Here is a 19,215-nt window from a genome sequence, read left to right as displayed (position 1 = left end):
CCCCCGCAGAAAGTCTCTCACAACCCACCAACCCACCCCCACAAATAGAAGAAAGTGAGACTCAAACATGAACAACAAACAATTCCTATCCCAAATAGAAGCCGCCATTCAAAGCGGCCCCTACTCCCCCACATGGTCCTCCCTGTCAAAATACGAAATCCCCCAATGGTTCAAAGACGCCAAATTCGGCATCTTCATCCACTGGGGCCTCTACAGCGTTCCTGCCTTTAATAACGAATGGTATTCCTGCAACATGTACATACAGGGAACGCCTGAATACCAGCATCATATTGACACATATGGCCCTCATAAGGAGTTTGGCTACAAGGATTTTATTCCCATGTTCACTGCTGAGAAATTCAGCGCTGAGGAATGGATAACTGCTTTCAGGGAAGCCGGGGCGAAATATGTTGTTCCTGTTGCGGAGCATCATGATGGATTTCAGATGTATCCTTCGGAGCTTTCACATTTCAATGCAGCGGAAATGGGGCCTAAGAAAGATATTATAGGAAGTCTGAAGGAAGAGGCGGAAAAGCAGGGGCTTGTATTTGCTGCTTCTTCACATAGGGCGGAACACCAATGGTTTATGGGGAACGGTAAGGATTTTGAAAGCGATATAAAGGAGCCGTTGGAAAGGGGGGATTTTTACTGGCCCTCGGTACAGCAGCAGCCGGATCAGCAGGATATTTTGTCAGAGCCTTATCCGGATGAGGAGTATTTGGAGGATTGGTTGCTTCGAACGTGCGAGCTGATCGATAAGTATCATCCCAGACTTCTTTATTTTGACTGGTGGATACAGCATGAGGCATATAAGGAGCAGGTCAGGAAGATGGCTGCTTACTATTATAATAGGGGGGCGGAGTATGGCTTTCCTGTGGGGATTTGCTATAAGCAGGAGTCCCTTGCTTTTGGGAGCGGTATTGTAGATGTGGAGAGGGGGAAGCTTTCAGAGGCGAAGCCTTATCCTTGGCAGACAGATACTGCTATTGCCCGTAATTCATGGTGCTATACGGAGACTCTCGACTATAAGAGTGGGAGAGAGATTATATGTTATCTGTGTGACGTGGTCAGTAAGAACGGCAGTTTGCTGTTGAATGTAGGTCCGAAGGCGGATGGTACGATTGATAGCAAGGATGGGGATATATTGAAGGAGATTGGACAGTGGCTTTCTGTAAATGGAGAGGCTATTTATGAAAGCAGATGTTGGCGTTTTGCGGAGGAAGGGCCTACTGAGGAGCGTGAGGGGCAGTTCAGCGATGGGCAGGAAACGGTTTATACTCCGCAGGATTTCCGGTTTACGGCGGCCCATGGGAATATTTATGCTATTTGCATGAGTTATCCGGCAGACGGCAGGGTGACCATTCGTTCCTTTTATAAGGAGAGGGATTTGAATAAGCCGGTTTTTCAAGGGATTCTTCGAAGGGTATCGGTCTTGGCAAGTGAAGAAGAGATATCCTTTGTGAGGGATGAGTTGGGACTTCATTTTCAGACGAAGACGGTTAAAAGCGATTATCCGGTAGTTATTAAAATAGAAGTGGAATAATTTATGGATTTGGAAGGAGCAGAGGTATAAAGATGAAGATAAGCATAGAGAATAAGGAAAAGGCGGAGCTTTTGTTAAAGCAGCTTACGCTGGATGAGAAAATAGGAATGATTCATGGAGACGGGCTGTTTCGGACGAAAGGAGTAGAGGGGCTGGGGATACCGCCGCTTTACATGTCCGACGGGCCTATGGGAGTTAGGGCGGAGTGGAAAAATGATGCGTGGATTCCTATAGGACATTCTCAGGATGCCTGCTCTTATTTGCCCAGTAACTCCGCAATCGCGGCTACTTGGAACAAGGAGCTGGCATATGAATGCGGCAGTGTGTTAGGGGAAGAGGCCAGAGGCAGGGGGAAGGATATTATTTTGGCTCCCGGTATTAACATTAAAAGAAGTCCGTTAAACGGCAGAAATTTTGAATATATGAGTGAGGACCCTTATCTGACCGCGAAGCAGTGTGTGGAGGTCATTAAGGGAATTCAGGAGCATGACGTGGCGGCATGTGTGAAGCATTTTGCCATGAACAGCCAGGAAACCGAGCGGTTATGGGTGGATGTAGAGGTAGAGGAGAGAGCTCTTCGGGAAATTTATCTCCCGGCTTTCCGGGCGGCGGTGGATGAGGGTAATTCTTATTCCCTGATGGGAGCCTACAATTTGATACGCGGGCAGCACTGTTGCGAAAGCAAGCTGCTTTTGAACGAAATATTGAGGGAAGAATGGGGCTACGAAGGATTGGTTGTTTCTGACTGGGGTGCGGTGCATAAGACAAAAGAGGCAGCGGAAAGCGGGCTGGATGTGGAGATGTCCGTAACGAGCAATTTTGATGAATATTTTATGGCACAGTCTTTAAAGAAGGCCGTAGAGGACGGAGAGATAAGCGAAGAGCTCGTGGATGAGAAGATTCGCCATGTCCTTTGGCTGATGCTGGAGCTCCATATGTTTGATGTGGATAAAAAGGAAGGAAAGACGGTAAAATGTGAAAGGAAGCGAGGCTGCTATAATACTCCCGAGCATAGGGGAAAAGCGTTAGAGGCAGCGCGGGAATCTATCATTCTATTAAAAAATGAGGGTAATTTGCTTCCTCTTAAAAAAGAAAAAATCGACAGACTGCTCCTTATCGGAACGAATGCAGACCGAATTCACTCAAACGGAGGGGGAAGCGCAGAAATAAAAGCACTTTATGAGATCACACCTTATATGGGACTGTCGAACCAGTTAGGCGGAAACTGTGAGATTAAATATATAGAAGGATATTTTGAAGAAAAGAAAATACAAAGCGAGGAAAACTGGCAGGAGAGCAGCCTCGAGGCGGACGGCGGAAGAAAACGCACCGAGGGTATAGAAAGCGAAGCCGTTTTGAAGAAAAGAAAAAAGCTGCTTGAGGAAGCCGTGAAATATGCGGAGGAATACGAGCACGTTATTTTTGTGGGAGGGCTGAATCACGAATATGACGTAGAGGGACAAGACAGAAGCGATATGAAGCTTCCTTATGGGCAGGATGAGGTGATGGAGGCAGTTCTTGAGGCGAATCCGAATACGGTTATAGTAATGATTGCAGGCTCACCGATAGAAATGAGCAGGTGGGAAAAAAAGGCGAAAGCTATCGTACTTGGCTTTTATGCGGGAATGGAGGGCGGCAGTGCCCTGGCAGAAGTACTGTTGGGGGAAGTTAACCCTTCGGGCAAGCTGCCGGAAAGTTTTCCTTTTACCCATGAGGATTGCAGTGCCCATAAGATAGGAGATTTTGCGAAGAAGGATTTGCTTCATTATAAAGAAGGGATCTACGTGGGATATCGTTATTATGAGAAGAACATGCTACCTGTTCAGTATTGCTTCGGTCACGGTCTTTCCTATACGGAATTCAGCTATGGCAACATGAAAGCCTGCAAGAAGACCGACGGGCCGGACTGGCGGATAGCGGTAAGCTGTGATGTTAAAAATACCGGAGAAAGAAAAGGAAAGGAAATTGTACAGCTTTATATTAAGGATAAAATGAATCAGGTGGATAAGCCGGTAAAAGAGCTTAAGGGTTATGAGAAAATAGAACTGGAAGCGGGTGAAACGGGCAGAGTGAGCTTTTGTCTGAGGGAGGAAGATTTTTCCTATTACGACGAAAAGGCGAAGAAATTCAAGATGATTTCCGGGAACTATGAGCTGATTCTCGCGGCTTCCCTTACGGATGAGCGTCTGAGGCAAGAGATAGAGCTTTCATTTTCATAAAATAGCAAAACGGAAAAAATTTGTGAAATTTGTTCTCTTTTATGTGCTCATTTTAATAATAAAATTTTAAAATATAAAGATTTATGAAAACAAGATTAAAAACTAACAAAGATGATGGCCTCTATTTCAGCGAAATTTAATAAAAATTAACAAAGTTAAGAAAATGTTAAGAGATTGCAGCAGGTCAACCTGAATAATTGACAAAGCAAAAAGCGCGTAATAGAATGACATCAATTACACAAAAAAAGACAGTAAATGACATTTAATTTCGTACAAATAGTAGCGGTTATCTTCCATGTTGTGTTATAATGGATGAAAATACGGTAACCGTATATCGAGGGGGAAGAATGTACGGAGAAGAAAGGATGTGAGGAGCATGGATGCTTTCGTTGAGTCCTTACTGGAAGAACTGAATTGTGAGGTCGTATTTACGATTCCTCTTTTCGGTGGAATTCCCGTTATGGAGTCAGTGGTGGTCACTTGGATAATCATGGCAGTTTTGACGCTGACTTCGATTATACTTGTGCGGAACCTGAAGGTGGAAAATGTAGGACGAAAGCAATTGATGTTAGAGACGGCCATCGGAGGTTTGTATGATTTTTTTGAGGGGTGTGTTGGACACCATGGGAGAAAGTACATTCCGTATCTGATCACTGCAGCGCTATACATCGGTATGGCAAACTTAATGGGATTGTTTGGTTTTAAACCTCCAACAAAGGATTTGAATGTAACAATCGCACTGGCTCTCATAAGCATTATGCTGATTGAGATATCGGGTCTGAGACAAAAAGGATTTAAAGGTTTTTTAAAAAGCTTTGCTCAGCCTATTGCGATAATGCTTCCTATCAATATTTTGGAAATATTTATCCGGCCATTATCCCTTTGCATGCGACTTTTCGGTAACGTGCTGGGAGCTTTCGTAGTAATGGAACTGATCAAATTGCTCTTACCTGCTGTTGTGCCAGTTGCTTTCAGCTTGTACTTCGATATTTTCGACGGTTTGATTCAGGCGTATGTTTTCGTATTTCTGACTTCTTTGTTTGTCGGAGAAGCTTTAGAAGATTAATAAAAAAATAAAATTTTGGAGAGAAAAGGAGTATTTATTATGGATTCAACATTATTAGTTGCTATTGGAGCAGCAATTGCAGTTCTTACAGGTATTGGTGCAGGTCTTGGTATCAGTCTCGCAACCGGAAAAGCAGCGGATGCTATCGCAAGACAGCCTGAGGCAGACGGCAAGATCAGAACTACTTTGCTTATCGGTTGTGCACTTGCGGAAGCAACAGCTATTTACGGTTTCGTTATCGCTTTGCTGATTGTTTTGTTATTGAAATAAGTTTAATGTCTGGAGCGTTTCCAGATGAGTGCTCTTTACTCAGATGAGTGTTATTTACTCAGATGAGTGTTATTTACTCATTAATATGAGAAAGGCGGAAGGCAATATGCTGAATATAAGCTTCTGGAATATTGTATTTACCATTATAAATGTGCTTGTATTATACTGGCTTATGAAAAAGTTTCTGGTAAAACCCGTAATGGGAATTATTGAAAAACGTGAGCAGCTGATTCAAGGACAATTAAGCGATGCGAAAAAAAATCAAGAGCATGCTTTAGAATTAAAAGAACAGTACGAAACAAAGATGGGAACAGCGGAAAAAGAAGCTGAAGAAATTGTGTTGCAGGCAAAGGAGCAGGCTCTGAGTGAAAAGGTTCTGATCATGGAAGAAGCTAAGACAGAATCCGACAGACTCATGGAAAGAGCGAAGAAGGAAATCGTGGGCGAGCAGGATAGAGCAAGACGGGAAGCAGAAAGCCAGATTGCCGGCCTTGCTTTGATGGCAGCCAGAAAAATATTAAAGTCGGGTGAGATAAATGACGCAAACAGCCAATAATTATGGAAAAGTGTTGTACGAGCTTTCCATACCGAAAGAAGAGGTAGAGCAAACGGCGAAACTGTTTGAAGAAGAGCCGAAGCTGCTTAATATCCTGCAGAACCCTACCGTTTTACGGAAAACGAAATATGCGGTAATCGATCGGATTTTTGATGGGAAAATGTCCGCGTTTTTAAAGCTTTTATGTAAATATGGACGGATTGGTCAACTTACGGACGCATTTATTGCCTATCGCGAGTATTATGAGAAGCAGCATGGAATCTTGCATGGACAAGTGTATTATGTAAATCCTCTCGAGAAAACGGAGAAAGAACGGATAGTACAATTTCTGAAAGAGAAGTTTTCGTGTGAAGAAGTACTGTTAGAGGAAGAGAAAAACGAATCTCTTCTTGGCGGCTATCTGTTGAAAGCAGGCGGGATAGAATTTGACTTTAGTTATGAAGGCCGTCTGCATCAATTGGAGAAAAAATTAATTGGGAGGTGAACGCTGTGAGTGCAATCAGTGCAGCAGACATTATTTCCATCTTAAAAGCAGAGGTAGAAAATTATAACTGGGATGCCGGAGAGCAGGAAGTTGGTTCTGTTATTTGGGTAGGAGATGGAATTGCTACGATATATGGTATCGACCATGCCATGTATGGTGAGATTGTCGTATTTGATAACGGTGTCAAAGGCATGGTACAGGACATTCGAAGAAATGAAATCGGATGTATTCTCTTTGGCAGCGATACTGGAATAAAAGAAGGTACCAAAGTAACGAGAACGAAGAAAAAAGCAGGTATCCCTGTGGGGGAAGGCTATATCGGAAGAATCATCAATGCGCTGGGTGAACCGGTGGATGGAAAGGGAGAGATTCCCGCCAAGGATTACAGACCGATAGAAGAAGAGGCCCCGGGGATTATTCAGCGTAGATCAGTAAATACTCCTTTGGAGACGGGAATCTTATCCATTGACTCCATGTTTCCTATCGGACGCGGACAAAGAGAGTTGATTATCGGAGACAGGCAGACAGGAAAGACTTCCATCGCGGTGGATACGATTATCAACCAAAAAGGAAAAGGCGTTATATGCATTTACGTTGCTATCGGACAAAAGGCATCCAGCGTGGCAAAATTGGTTTCCACTCTGGAACATCACGGCGCTTTGGATTATACGATCGTGCTCGTGTCTACAGCCAGTGAACCGGCTTCGCTGCAATATATATCACCTTATGCGGGAACGGCGCTGGGCGAGTATTTTATGTATCAGGGAAAAGACGTGCTTATGGTTTACGACGATTTATCCAAGCATGCGGTGGCATATCGTGCACTGTCCCTTTTGCTGGAGCGTCCGCCCGGACGTGAGGCATACCCGGGTGACGTATTCTATCTTCATTCCAGATTATTGGAGCGTTCCAGCCGTTTGAACGATGAATTGGGAGGCGGTTCCATCACGGCTCTTCCTATCGTAGAGACACAGGCAGGCGACGTATCCTCCTATATTCCTACGAACGTTATTTCCATTACCGACGGACAGATCTTTTTGGAAAGCGACTTGTTCTTTGCCGGTATGAGACCGGCGGTCAACGTAGGCTTGTCCGTATCCCGTGTAGGCGGTGCGGCACAGACGAAGGCTATGAAAAAGGCTTCAGGAAGTATCCGTATCGATTTGGCACAGTATAGGGAAATGGAAGTATTTACCCAGTTCAGCTCCGATTTGGACGATAACACGAAGCAGCAGCTTCAGCATGGTAAGGTGCTGATGGAGCTGTTGAAGCAGCCTTTGGCACATCCGCTCTCCCTGCATGAGCAGGTAATGACGCTTTGCCTGGCGAACAACCGTGTTTTCGATTCGGTAGAGGTGAAGAAGGTAAAGGAATACCAGAAGGGAATACTGGAATTTATAGATAGAAAGCATCCTCAGATCGGATTCGAAATCGAGGAGAAAAAGGCTTTAACGGATGAGTTGGTAGAGCAGATTATCGAGGCGGCCAAGGAATATAAGAGCAGGTGATAGCATATGGCAAGTATAAAAGAAATCCAAGTCAGGAAGAAAAGCATACAAGACACGATGAAGATCACCAATGCTATGTATATGATTTCTTCTTCGAAGCTTAAAAAAGCCAAAAAGAATCTGGAAGCGACGGAACCTTATTTCTACACGCTGCAAAATACTATGAGCCAGATACTCCGTCACATTCCTGATATGAAGAACATTTACTTCGACCAGCATGAGGAGAAGGATCCGGAAGAAAAAAGGATCGGATATATCGTAATAACCGCCGATAAAGGTTTGGTAGGAGCTTATAACCACAATATCCTGAAATTGGCGGAAGAACAGCTGCAAAGCTGTGCGAAGCCGGTATTGTTCGTCTTGGGAGAAGTAGGGCGCCAATATTTTAAACGTAAGAAAATCGATATCGAAGAGGAATTCCAGTATACTGTTCAGAACCCTACGCTCGGAAGGGCAAGAAAAATTGCCGAAAACGTGCTGGAGATGTACAGGGAGGGCAGGCTGGACGAGGTCTACATCATCTATACGAAGATGGCGAGCTTCATGCAGGCGGAAGCCGAGACGGTGAAGCTGCTCCCTTTGAAGAAATCGGATTTCTATATAAATCCTCTTGTTGACATGCGCATGGAGGAATTGGCAATGAAACCGGACGCTTGTACAGTGGTTAATCATATCGCGGCGGATTATTTTGTGGGCTTTGTTTACGGAGCGCTGGTGGAGTCCTTCTGCAGCGAACAGAATTCCCGAATGATGGCGATGGAAGCTGCCGTGGACAATGCGGAGGAAATGTTATGGGAACTCGATATCATGTATAATAGAGCAAGGCAGGCGGTGATTACGCAGCAGATCACTGAGGTAATCAGCGGTGCGAAAGCCCAGAAGAAAAAGAAGTTAAGTTAGGAGTCGGAGCATATGAAACAAGGAAAAATAGTTCAGGTAATGGGCCCCGTTGTGGATGTGGAATTTGAAGATAATGACTTGCCCCGTATCAAAGACGCTTTGGAAGTAAAAAACGGAGAAAAGCGTTGCGTTATGGAGGTGGCACAACACATCGGAAATAATATGGTGCGCTGCATCATGCTTGCTTCCAGCGAAGGACTTAGCAGAGATATGGAAGTAACGGCCACGGGAAGCGGAATAAAGGTGCCGGTAGGCGAAAAAACCTTAGGACGCCTTTTCAATGTGCTGGGAGAAACTCTGGACGACGGCGCATCTTTGGAGGGCGAAGAAAAATGGGTTATCCATAGGGATCCCCCGGCATTCGCGGATCAGAGCCCCGCAGTGGAAATCTTAGAGACCGGAATTAAGGTTATCGATCTTTTGACCCCTTATGCTAAGGGCGGTAAGATCGGACTTTTCGGCGGTGCCGGCGTAGGTAAAACGGTACTTATTCAGGAATTGATCCGTAATATCGCCACAGAGCACGGAGGATATTCCATTTTCACCGGTGTTGGTGAGCGTTCCAGAGAGGGTAACGATCTGTGGACGGAAATGAAAGAATCAGGAGTTTTGGAAAAGACAGCTTTGGTGTTCGGACAGATGAACGAGCCCCCCGGAGCGCGTATGCGCGTGGGCGAGGTGGGACTTACCATGGCGGAATATTTCCGCGATAAGGTAGGCAAAGATGTACTTTTGTTTATCGACAATATATTCCGTTTTACGCAGGCAGGTTCAGAAGTATCGGCATTGTTGGGAAGAATGCCCTCTGCGGTAGGTTATCAGCCGACTCTTGCAACGGAAATGGGTGAATTGCAGGAGCGTATCACTTCTACAAAAAATGGTTCGGTTACTTCCGTGCAGGCTGTTTACGTGCCGGCGGACGATTTGACTGACCCGGCACCTGCCACAACCTTCTCCCACCTGGATGCGACTACGGTACTTTCCAGAAAAATCGTGGAGCAGGGTATTTACCCGGCGGTAGACCCGTTGGAATCTACTTCCCGTATTCTGGAAGCGGATGTAGTAGGTCAGGAGCATTACGAGACGGCGAGACGCGTTCAGGAAATGCTTCAGAAGTATAAAGAGCTTCAGGATATTATCGCGATCCTCGGTATGGAGGAGTTGTCAGAAGAAGATAAGGTGACAGTATACCGCGCCAGAAAGGTGCAGAAATTCTTATCTCAGCCTTTCCACGTAGCTGAGAACTTTACCGGTATATCCGGAAAGTATGTGCCGGTTGCGGAGACCATCAAGGGCTTCCAGGCTATTCTTGACGGAGAGATGGACGAGTACCCGGAAAACGCATTTTTCAACGTCGGAAATATCGACGAGGTAAAAGAAAAAGCAGCATCTATGGCTAAATAAGAGAGAGGTGTTGATATGGAGACATATAGTTTAAAAGTAATGGCGGTGGACAAGACTTTTTTTGATGGCCACTGTGCATCTCTCATTATTCCTTCTCTTGATGGTCTGGTAGGAATTCTGGCACACCATGAGAACATGGTAATTGCCGTAAAAGAAGGAGAAATCCGGATTACGCTTGAGGATGGAAGCGAAATAGAAGCTTTGGTGGGCATCGGCTTTTTTGAAATAATGAACAACCGAGCCACTCTTCTCGTACAGACGGTGGAGCGACCGGAAGAAATAGACGTCGCGAGAGCCAGAGAGGCGGAGGAGAGAGCGATGGAGCATCTGCGCCAGAAGCAGAGCCTTCGCGAATATTACCACACACAAGCAGCGTTGTCCAGAGCTATGAGCAGGTTGAAGACAGCGAGCAAACACAAATAATAAATGTAAATTGAATTGCAATAGGAGGGCACCAAAGTACGATATGGATTCGTGCTGAGGCGGCCTCCTATTTTTAGTAAATAGGAAAGTGTTTTCATTACATAAAAGCGGCAGCATAGCTGTGTGCGCGGAACAAAAGATGTACTGCCGAAGCATATGGCCGCGAGAGCGTGCAAAACACATTTTTGTTCAATAGGAGGTGGCCTCTCATAAAAAAATATTGACAGATAAAAGCAGATGTGTAAAAATTGTTTATAAGTGAACTGTTCTTTTCCAAACTGTTTATAATAAAACGATTCGTTTGAGAGCGGTTCGCCCGTTGTCGGCAAAAAAAATTTTGGGCGGTCATCATGAGAGGAAATAATTGTGAATAACGATTTTGAGACGTTGTTAAACGGTCAGCAGTTTAAGAAGCTTTATGAGAAAATGAGCAACCTCATTACGGAAAAGTACGGATTGCACAAGATAGAAATAGAAATCCTGCTTTTTCTGCGAAACGGAAGATATGATACGGCGAGGGATATTGCGGAGAATAAGTTTTTTTCCAAGGCTCATATTTCTCACGCCATCGAGCATTTGACTGAATGCGGCTATTTGACGGGAAAGGCGGATGAACAGGACAGAAGATGCATTCATCTGGAACTTACGAAGGATGCGGAGCCGGTCTGCGAAGAACTGGAGAAATTGAGGAAAGGTCTTGTGGACATTATTTATAAGGATGTCACAGAGGAAGAAAAGAGGGTGATGTTACAGGTAGGAAAGAAAATTGCACACAATATTAACAAGGAACTGGGAACTTTTTAAGAAATAGAAAAGGAGAAGAACTATGAGAAACAGCAAGAAAGAGCAACTAGATAATTATACCGCGAAATACAGCAAAATCTGTATAGAAAATGGTAATATAGACAGCCCCTTGTTCGACGAGTACGGCGTAAAACGAGGATTGAGGGATAAAAATGGTGAAGGCGTTCTTGCGGGTCTCACAAATATTTCTTTGATAAAATCTCAGGAAATCATAGATGGAAAAAGGATGCCCTGCGAAGGGCGGCTGTTGTATCGAGGCTACGATATCATCGAATTGGTAAAGGGTTTTGAACACAGCAAAAGATATGGCTTTGAGGAAATAGCCTATCTCCTTTTGTTCGGAAGCCTTCCGAATGAGATGCAGATTAACGAGTTCAAGGAGAATCTGTCGCTGACGTGCACCTTGCCGACGAATTTTACGAGAGATGTAATTATGAAAGCCTCGAGCAAGGATATTATGAATTCTCTTACTAAGAGTGTGCTGACACTGGCTTCTTACGATAAGCAGGCTTCGGATTTGAGCATCGAGAACGTACTTCGCCAGAGTATGAGCCTGATCAGCGTTTTCCCCATGCTTTCAGTTTATGGGTATCATGCGTATAACCATTATGAATGCGACGAAAGTTTTTATATACATAGGCCGGATGCAAATTTATCCACGGCTGAGAACATATTAAGAATGCTGCGTCCGGATAAGAAATACAGCGAATTGGAGGCAAGGGTTCTGGATATTGCGCTTGTTCTCCATATGGAACACGGCGGTGGCAACAACTCAACCTTCACCACGAGAGTGGTTACCTCCTCCGGCTCCGACACCTACTCTGTAATCGCGGCGGCTCTGTCTTCTTTGAAGGGGCCTAAGCATGGCGGCGCGAACATCAAGGTAGTGGAGATGATGGCGAACATTAAGAAAAATGTTAAGGACTTAGATGATGAAGAAGCGATGAAGGATTACCTTGCCCGCATGCTGAACAAAGAGGTGTTCGATAAGAGCGGCCTGATTTATGGTATGGGGCATGCGGTATATTCCATTTCGGATCCGAGAGCGACGATATTCAAGGGATTCGTGGAAAAGCTTGCGGCTGATAAGAAGAGAGATGAGGATTTCAAGCTTTACTCCATGATAGAGCGCCTTGCGCCGGAGGTAATCGGCGAAAAGCGCAATATTTACAAGGGAGTAAGCGCCAACGTGGACTTCTACAGCGGCTTTGTATACAGCATGCTGGATATTCCGTTGGAATTGTACACCCCCATATTCGCTATGGCGAGAATTGTAGGCTGGAGCGCACATCGTCTGGAAGAGCTTATCAATGCGGATAAAATTATCCGTCCCGCTTACAAGACCGTTATGACGGAAAAAAAATATATGGATATTGATGAAAGATAAAACAGCTATTCTTTAACGATATTGAAGGTGTCTGCCAGCAGCAGCCAGTTAGCCCGAAATAGATTCATAATCGTCCAATAGCCCACCCCCCGCAGACCATATTCCTGTACGAGAGAGAATTTCTCTCTCATGCTGCGGACATCTTCGAACCAAACTTCGTGAGCTAACCCTTCACTTTCGTAAGTGAAGAAGGGTGACATGGCCACTTGGTCGAACTGGATGGGAACGTTATTATCGATAGCGATCTGCACAGCTTCTGTGTTGCTGATTGTGCGTGCCTTTGTTACCCCTCGCTCGTAGGGGAGTGTCCAGTCGTAGCCGTAGTTAGGGATTCCCAGATTGATTTTCTCGATTGGAATCCTCGTAATGGCGTAGTCTACCACCTCCCGCACCTTATTGATAGGGGCCACAGCCATGGGAGGACCGTAGGTATAACCCCATTCATATGTCATAAGGAGCACGTTGTCTGCAGCCGCTCCCAAAAGCCCATAATCTTTTCCCCCGTAAAGCAGTCCCGGCTGGTTATCTGAGGTCTTGGGTGCGAGGGCTACGGAGACAGGATAGCCCACGGCATTTACCGCCGCGCGTACATTGGCGACGAACTCTGCAAAGGGAACTCTGTCTTCTGCGAGAATGTATTCAAAATCGATATCCACTCCCTCAAATCCCTTTTGGGAAATCATCGCAAGAAGCTGGTTGATGAGATTTTGCTGCACCGCTACGTCGCTTACCACTACAGTGATCAGGTGATTGTTGAACAAGCCGTCCGGGCCGAAGGGGGTTAGCGTAAGGATGGGAGCAGTACCTTCCTCCTTTGCAAGCGCAATCATCCATGTGTCATCTATGGGCGGAGGAACGAGCTCGCCTGTGGTCGTAAAGCCATAGGAGAATACGGATAAATCGGTGAGATAAGGCAGGGTTTCCGTCAGGTTAAAGCTATTGATGAAAGGATAAGCATAGCCGTTTGTGTAGATGAGTCTTTTGTCGCCGGTGTTTTCCCCTGTGTTGAGTAAAAGAGCTTGCCCTACGGCGAGGCGGTAAGGGGAAGAAAGTTGATTGTTATATATGATGGAATCTGCGGTAACTCCAAAGGCGGAAGCGATAGAATTCACAGTATCTCCGGCGTTTACGATATAAATAGTCATGAGGAAGGGTCCTGAGGTGATTTGTATTATATTATGCGAAATAGCGGTTAGCAGTTACAAATGCGGGGTTCTTTAAAGAGAGATAAAAGAAGAAATTGTATTATAAATAATGGATATGGAGGAGGCGGGAGATTCATTCTCCCGCCTCTTTCGAAATTACCTCGAGAACGTGAATTAAGTCGTAAATAGAATTCAGCCTTACATTACGTCTCAGGATATTATTTTTTAAATCAATGGACAATGTTTCAAATTTTTCCCGAAGTTCCGGGGATACATAGGATGCCATATTATCACCTCGAGAATAGTGTGTGCAATAATTCGGGAAAAGACAGAGGAAAATATTGGAGGTATTTGAGTAAAAATATAGTTTATTACCATATATTTATATGAATTCTGTTATCTATGGAATATTCCTTTTGAATATTATATACTGCATCTTCCGACGGCTTTCCGATACCTATATAACAAGGCATCATATATTCTGCCGGAAAAGATAAGACGCTTCTTACATATTCCTGCTCCTCTCCCAAAGGAATACGTAATGTGCATGCATACTCTTCCGCCGTAGCTGCCAGAAATATATTTTCGATGCAACACCATATAGATGCAAAGGCATTGAGAGAAGACAAATTCTTTGGCTTTAATAAATCATTTTTTTGTTTAAACAAGGGAATTAGTATGCAACTGGCGTTTAATAACATTTGGTATTGCTTCGGTATTGCATTATTGTACATTTTTTTTTGACAGTCATCTTGTAATTTCCATGATTTCGTAATAAAATCCAGACGTTTATCAGATATTTTTTTAGGGATTTTCTTTATTAGTTTTTCGATAGCGGTCTTATCAGTTATAACAACAAAATGCCAATCCCTCATGTGATCATTTGTGGGAGCTTTCATCCCGGCATCGATAATTTTATAGAGAGTTTGCATATCGATTGATTCGTTACTAAAGTCGCGTATAGTTCGCCGTTTATTTATTACATTATAAAAGTCCATATAAATCACCTCTTTCGTTTTCAAAAATGAGATCAGAATTCTTCTATTGATAGGGTTGTGTTATTTAAGCCATGATAATAGTTGACTGCCTCAGCGGTAAATTTAAAAACGCAATAGTCTTCGTCATCAATTCCTTTTGGATAATATATTTCAAATCCGTCTCTCCATAAAAAAGCCTTTGTATCGTGATCAGTACATACCTCCATTGTTCCGGTAAATAATGCACCTTTATATTCATTCATTGTGTCATCGCAATAATATACGGATGCTTTTGGATTGTTGAGAAATTGTTTGGCACGTTTTGAACTTGTATTAGTAGAAAAATAATGAGTTTTTATGCTGCTGTGTTCAAGGACGAGCATGCCTTTTATTTGCGGAAAGCCGTCATCGTTGACAGAGCCTATGTATGCAACGCATGCATTATTACGTAATTTACAAATTTCTGATTTGATTTCTTTTTCCATTTTTATAACTCCCATTTTGTCATATTGTTTAATATCTTGTTAAGACTTTTCTCGAAGGAGATGATTTCATCATCATCAAATCCTTTGTAGAAAATTTCACTCATTTTAATGGACACTTCATCATATTGCTGTTTTAGATTTAAAGTGGCTGCGGTTAGCTTTATTTTGACTGTTCTGCGGTCAGAAGGATCATATACCCGCCGAATATGTCCGGATGATTCCAATCTATCGAGCATACTGGTCAAAGTTGTTTTGGCAAGTCCGGTTTTGCTTGCCAGCTCTTTGATTGGAATATTATCTTCTTCCCATAAGACAAAAAGAATTCGTCCTTGAGCGCCGTTAAATTGATTAATGCCATGCTCAATGAGTAATTTTTCAAATATACGCCCTTGAATTTGTTTGATCTTACTAATAAGAAATCCTCCGTTAGTTTTACTGATCAATTTGTCACCTCCTATTATATAGTATAGTACCATATAGAACTAAATATATCAAGTAATTTTAAGTAAAAGTATAAATAAAATAAACAAACGTAATTGGTATTATTTAAATTAATAATCCGGCAGCGGAATTTTGGACAGAATATTTTTTCCCGTCTAAATCAGAAAAATACATTAATAGAAAACAATATCTTCTACAATGTATTTTTCTTTTGATTACTACAAGGAAATTATTTTTTGTTCTGATAAAACCCGAAGTGCCTCCTTCGCACGGTTAAGATAGCTGTGAAGTTCCACGTCTATCTGTCCCTGCCTGCTGATCTTCTCCCTCTCATCGGGGGAGTTAAGATAATGTTTAATCAGCTCAAGAGTCTGTTCCGGCGAGTCTGAGGTCAGTAAATCCTTGCCCGATTGAAAGAGCCTGTTTATCTCCGGCGTGTCGGAGGTTATCAGAAATCCGCCGGAGCCCATGATCTCATAGGTACGTTGGCTGACCTGACCCAGCTGGTTCTGTAAGCCGAGCATAATAGATGCGGAGCTGTATACCTGATTGGCAAGGGTATAATTCAGATAGCCGTGTATACAATCAGGTGGAATGTCGTTTCCAAGCAAATGAGTCATTTCGGCCCATTTCCGACCCCAGAAATCAATACGGATTCCCTCGGCAATCAATGGAGCTATGAGAATTTTCAGGGAGGTAATACGGTAATGATGAGGATATAACTGCAATACATTGGGATAAGCGTTAGCGACTACAGCAATGTCACACTTATATTTTGTATTGGGTGATGTCTTGTAATGAACGCCGGAATAATAGCCGAAGTCCATGTGAGCAGATTTAAAGCCTAACATTTGATAATACAGGACTCTGCCCTTACAGATGGTAAAGACGAAGTCAGGCTTTAATTCCATAAGCAGAGGAAGAGTAAAGTTGTAGGTATGAGTAGGGTCCTCTGTCGCCCAATATACCAATGGAATTTTCGCATTCTTGCTATAGAAATGAACCCATTTCGCTTTTTCTATCGTGGTTTCGCTGCTCCATCCCAGCATGAAGAGCAGATCCGGATGAAATTCCTCTATTATCATAGGAATTTTTTCCTTCGTCAACGGGCCTGAGATTTTTATCTCACAGCCGGCTTCCCGAAAACCGTTGGGTAATCCGTTTATCAGCATGGGATGACTTTCCAGAAATAATATTTTCAATTTGGATACACCTCGTTTCTTTTCGGTCTGTAACCGAAGCCTATAATACATACTATTCCCTTGACATGCCACATGTGATGATATGCCTGTGTAAAGGCATTGATCAGACATCGTTATGCAAAGCATAAATGATTTTTAGCGTATGTCTCGGATAAGGTATTGTTTTCCCGCATTGTCTTTTATGTAACTTATTTATGTAACGTGAAGGTCAAATTACTTGTGCCTATTTGGAGAATTTGTTATAATTATATCAAAGTCTGCAATTGGATATTTCTTACAAAAGTCAAGAAATAAAGAGACGGTCGGAGGGTTCGCTATGATGAGGGAAACAAAGGATAGGCTTCGCCAAGGGGCGAAAAGTGGGTTGGAACAGGCATTGAATATTACAACTATAAAAGCAGAAATACAAAAAAGTATCATATTGCTCGTTGCCATTTCGCTTGTAATAGTAGGAGTAGTAGCAGCCTGGATGAATTTTTCCTCTATGGAAAGTGTGCTTGAACAGAGCATGGAGGAGACCGTTGAGGAATCCGCTGCCGTAGTGGAGAACAAGCTGGAAGCTAATATGAATCTGGTAGAGGTAGTGGGAAGTATTGCTCGTTTAAGCAATCCTGAGACGGCACTGGAGGATAAACAAAGCCTGATTGACGGCTATGTAGAGGCATACGGCTGGGAAGCGGCTACTGTGACCGATACGGCAGGAGTAAGTATTTTTAACAGCGAGACAAACGTGGGCGCCACAGAATTTTTTAAGAAAGCAATAAACGGAGAGACTGCACTGAGCGACCCCATTTATGATGGAACGACGGGGGCGCTTACCATTTACTGTGCGGCACCTTTATGGGAGGGGGGAAGATTTAATACCTCGATAGTCGGCACTGTAGTTGCGACTTTGGACGGCAGCATGCTGTCCGCCATAGTAAAGGACATCAAGATAAGCAATAACGGCGCTGCTTATATCATCAACAGTGAGGGCAACACCATCGCTCATCACAATTATGACTTGGTGACAAGTGAAAGCAATACTGTAAAAGAGCTGCAGAATAATTCCTCCTTAAAACAGTTAGCAGCTTTAGAGACCAAGATGATGAATGGAGAAAGCGGTTTTGGGAAGTATAGATATGAAGGCGTATCGAAATATATGGCATATATGCCGATAGGAATGAACGGATGGAGCCTTGCGGTAACGGCGCCTGTATCTGATTTTATCCGTGCTACCATATTCAGCATTATGAGTATTTTTATTTCGCTGGCCATTACCATCGCAGTGGCTATCGTGATAGCGAGACGTCTGGGAACGGCCATCGGCGATCCTATCAACCAATGTGCGGAGAGACTGAAGCTCCTTGCAGAGGGAGACTTGATCAGCGATTTTCCTGAGATAAGTACGCAAAATGAAACCTTTATCCTGGCGGATTCCACTAAGACGATTGTGAGCCGTATGCAGGAAATCATCGGTGATATCGCATATCTTCTTGCGGAAATGGCTAAAGGGAACTTCGATGTTAAGTCGAAAATAGGAGACGATGCATATGTAGGCGCCTTTCAACAGATTATTTTGTCCATGAGAGCCTTGACGATGGATTTAAGCAGCACTTTGACGGAGATTCATGAGGCTTCCCTGCAAGTAGAGTCAGGTGCGTCGCAGATGGCGGAGAGCGCACAGGGGCTTGCAGAAGGAGCAGCCGATCAGGCTGGTTCTGTAGAAGAACTTCTGGCTACGGTAGCGGAAGTATCCGGACATGTGGAGGAGAATGCGAAGGCTACCGACAATGCCCACGGCAGGGTGCAGGCGGTTGCCGAGCAGGCGAAGATCAGCCAGGGGAAGATGGACGAGATGACGGGAGCCATGCAGAAAATCGAAGATACCTCTAACCAGATCAGTAATATTATCGGAGGCATCGAGAATATCGCATCCCAGACCAATCTTCTATCCTTAAATGCCGCAATTGAAGCGGCCCGCGCAGGGGAAGCGGGGAAAGGCTTTGCAGTCGTTGCGGATCAGATACGGAAGCTGGCTGAACAAAGCGCGGAATCGGCAGTGGATACGAGGAAGCTGATTGAGGCTTCTATTGCGGAAGTGAACAACGGCGGAGCGATTACGAGAGATACTGCGGAATATTTGAGGAAAGTATTGAAAGGCTTAGATGAGATTCTGGAATCGGTCGGAGAGGTAAGAATCGCCTCTGATAAGCAGGCTGCAGCGATAAAAGAGATAGAGGCAGGGGTAGGGCAGATTGCTCAGGTAGTGGAAAGCAATTCCGCTGCGGCGCAGGAAACGTCGGCTACCAGCGAGGAGCTTTCCGCGCAGTCGGAGAACCTGAATTCCCTGGTGGGCCGTTTTACGTTAAGTTAAAAAATATATATTTATGGTCCCAATTTATGAACCGTGAAGAAAGGA

At 44.0% G+C, this 19,215-nt stretch carries 19 protein-coding genes; 13 read left to right on the top strand and 6 right to left on the bottom strand.

All coding sequences use genetic code 11. From position 1 onward, the window contains the following. The first annotated feature begins 67 nt into the window (after positions 1 to 67). From CC90_RS0112820 to CC90_RS0112765, 12 genes are all read left to right on the top strand, one after another. Positions 68 to 1,543: an alpha-L-fucosidase gene (locus CC90_RS0112820; RefSeq protein ID WP_031391167.1), complete on the top strand. Its 1,476-nt coding sequence runs from the start codon at positions 68 to 70 to the stop codon at positions 1,541 to 1,543. Between the two features lie 32 nt (positions 1,544 to 1,575). Continuing rightward, positions 1,576 to 3,762, top strand: a complete 2,187-nt coding sequence (locus CC90_RS0112815) for a glycoside hydrolase family 3 protein (protein ID WP_031391166.1) — start codon at positions 1,576 to 1,578, stop codon at positions 3,760 to 3,762. Positions 3,763 to 4,138: 376 nt separating this feature from the next. Beyond that, on the top strand, positions 4,139 to 4,828 hold the full coding sequence (locus CC90_RS0112810) for a F0F1 ATP synthase subunit A (RefSeq protein WP_031391165.1): 690 nt from the start codon (positions 4,139 to 4,141) through the stop codon (positions 4,826 to 4,828). Positions 4,829 to 4,867: 39 nt separating this feature from the next. Further along, positions 4,868 to 5,098: an ATP synthase F0 subunit C gene (gene atpE / locus CC90_RS0112805; RefSeq protein WP_031391164.1), complete on the top strand. Its 231-nt coding sequence runs from the start codon at positions 4,868 to 4,870 to the stop codon at positions 5,096 to 5,098. Positions 5,099 to 5,204: 106 nt separating this feature from the next. Beyond that, a complete protein-coding gene (gene atpF / locus CC90_RS0112800; RefSeq protein ID WP_031391163.1) occupies positions 5,205 to 5,654 on the top strand; it encodes a F0F1 ATP synthase subunit B in 450 nt (149 codons plus the stop codon). Continuing rightward, a complete protein-coding gene (gene atpH, locus CC90_RS0112795; RefSeq protein WP_031391162.1) occupies positions 5,635 to 6,138 on the top strand; it encodes an ATP synthase F1 subunit delta in 504 nt (167 codons plus the stop codon). Before atpF ends, atpH begins: the two co-directional genes overlap by 20 nt. Positions 6,139 to 6,143: 5 nt before the next feature. Then, complete coding sequence (atpA, locus tag CC90_RS0112790) at positions 6,144 to 7,646, top strand: F0F1 ATP synthase subunit alpha (protein ID WP_031391161.1); 1,503 nt, start codon at positions 6,144 to 6,146, stop codon at positions 7,644 to 7,646. A 6-nt stretch (positions 7,647 to 7,652) separates the two neighbouring features. Further along, the gene (atpG, locus tag CC90_RS0112785; protein ID WP_031391160.1) at positions 7,653 to 8,546 is read left to right on the top strand and encodes an ATP synthase F1 subunit gamma; all 894 of its coding nucleotides are present in this window, start codon (positions 7,653 to 7,655) and stop codon (positions 8,544 to 8,546) included. 12 nt (positions 8,547 to 8,558) lie between these two features. Then, positions 8,559 to 9,950, top strand: a complete 1,392-nt coding sequence (gene atpD, locus CC90_RS0112780; RefSeq protein ID WP_031391159.1) for a F0F1 ATP synthase subunit beta — start codon at positions 8,559 to 8,561, stop codon at positions 9,948 to 9,950. Between the two features lie 15 nt (positions 9,951 to 9,965). Then, positions 9,966 to 10,373, top strand: a complete 408-nt coding sequence (atpC, locus tag CC90_RS0112775; RefSeq protein WP_031391158.1) for an ATP synthase F1 subunit epsilon — start codon at positions 9,966 to 9,968, stop codon at positions 10,371 to 10,373. A gap of 366 nt (positions 10,374 to 10,739) precedes the next feature. Beyond that, positions 10,740 to 11,177 carry a MarR family winged helix-turn-helix transcriptional regulator gene (locus CC90_RS0112770; RefSeq protein ID WP_031391157.1) on the top strand — a complete coding sequence of 146 codons (438 nt, stop codon included), beginning with the start codon at positions 10,740 to 10,742 and terminating at the stop codon, positions 11,175 to 11,177. Positions 11,178 to 11,199: 22 nt separating this feature from the next. After that, positions 11,200 to 12,564 (top strand): citrate/2-methylcitrate synthase, encoded by a 1,365-nt coding sequence (locus CC90_RS0112765; protein WP_031391156.1) that lies wholly within the window; start codon positions 11,200 to 11,202, stop codon positions 12,562 to 12,564. 5 nt (positions 12,565 to 12,569) lie between these two features. Here the strand turns inward: CC90_RS0112765 and CC90_RS0112760 are convergent, their stop codons facing one another. The 6 genes from CC90_RS0112760 to CC90_RS0112735 all read right to left on the bottom strand — a co-directional run bounded on the left by CC90_RS0112760 (position 12,570) and on the right by CC90_RS0112735 (position 16,814). Then, positions 12,570 to 13,709 carry a glycosyl hydrolase family 18 protein gene (locus tag CC90_RS0112760; RefSeq protein ID WP_031391155.1) on the bottom strand — a complete coding sequence of 380 codons (1,140 nt, stop codon included), beginning with the start codon at positions 13,707 to 13,709 and terminating at the stop codon, positions 12,570 to 12,572. A gap of 133 nt (positions 13,710 to 13,842) precedes the next feature. After that, the gene (locus tag CC90_RS22395; protein WP_035315704.1) at positions 13,843 to 13,995 is read right to left on the bottom strand and encodes a hypothetical protein; all 153 of its coding nucleotides are present in this window, start codon (positions 13,993 to 13,995) and stop codon (positions 13,843 to 13,845) included. An 85-nt stretch (positions 13,996 to 14,080) separates the two neighbouring features. Then, positions 14,081 to 14,707: a nitroreductase family protein gene (locus CC90_RS0112750; protein WP_031391154.1), complete on the bottom strand. Its 627-nt coding sequence runs from the start codon at positions 14,705 to 14,707 to the stop codon at positions 14,081 to 14,083. Positions 14,708 to 14,739: 32 nt separating this feature from the next. After that, positions 14,740 to 15,171: a pyridoxamine 5'-phosphate oxidase family protein gene (locus tag CC90_RS0112745; protein WP_031391153.1), complete on the bottom strand. Its 432-nt coding sequence runs from the start codon at positions 15,169 to 15,171 to the stop codon at positions 14,740 to 14,742. Positions 15,172 to 15,173: 2 nt separating this feature from the next. Continuing rightward, complete coding sequence (locus CC90_RS0112740; protein WP_051869541.1) at positions 15,174 to 15,647, bottom strand: MarR family transcriptional regulator; 474 nt, start codon at positions 15,645 to 15,647, stop codon at positions 15,174 to 15,176. Positions 15,648 to 15,830: 183 nt separating this feature from the next. Then, positions 15,831 to 16,814 (bottom strand): CgeB family protein, encoded by a 984-nt coding sequence (locus CC90_RS0112735; RefSeq protein WP_051869825.1) that lies wholly within the window; start codon positions 16,812 to 16,814, stop codon positions 15,831 to 15,833. Positions 16,815 to 17,130: 316 nt separating this feature from the next. Between CC90_RS0112735 and CC90_RS0112730 the strand changes: the two genes are divergently transcribed. After that, on the top strand, positions 17,131 to 19,170 hold the full coding sequence (locus CC90_RS0112730) for a methyl-accepting chemotaxis protein (protein ID WP_051869539.1): 2,040 nt from the start codon (positions 17,131 to 17,133) through the stop codon (positions 19,168 to 19,170). Positions 19,171 to 19,215 lie beyond the last annotated feature (45 nt).

The sequence above is a fragment of the Kineothrix alysoides genome (assembly GCF_000732725.1).
Classification (GTDB): Bacteria; Bacillota; Clostridia; order Lachnospirales; family Lachnospiraceae; genus Kineothrix; species Kineothrix alysoides.
This window is presented reverse-complemented; position numbering and strand designations above follow the sequence as displayed.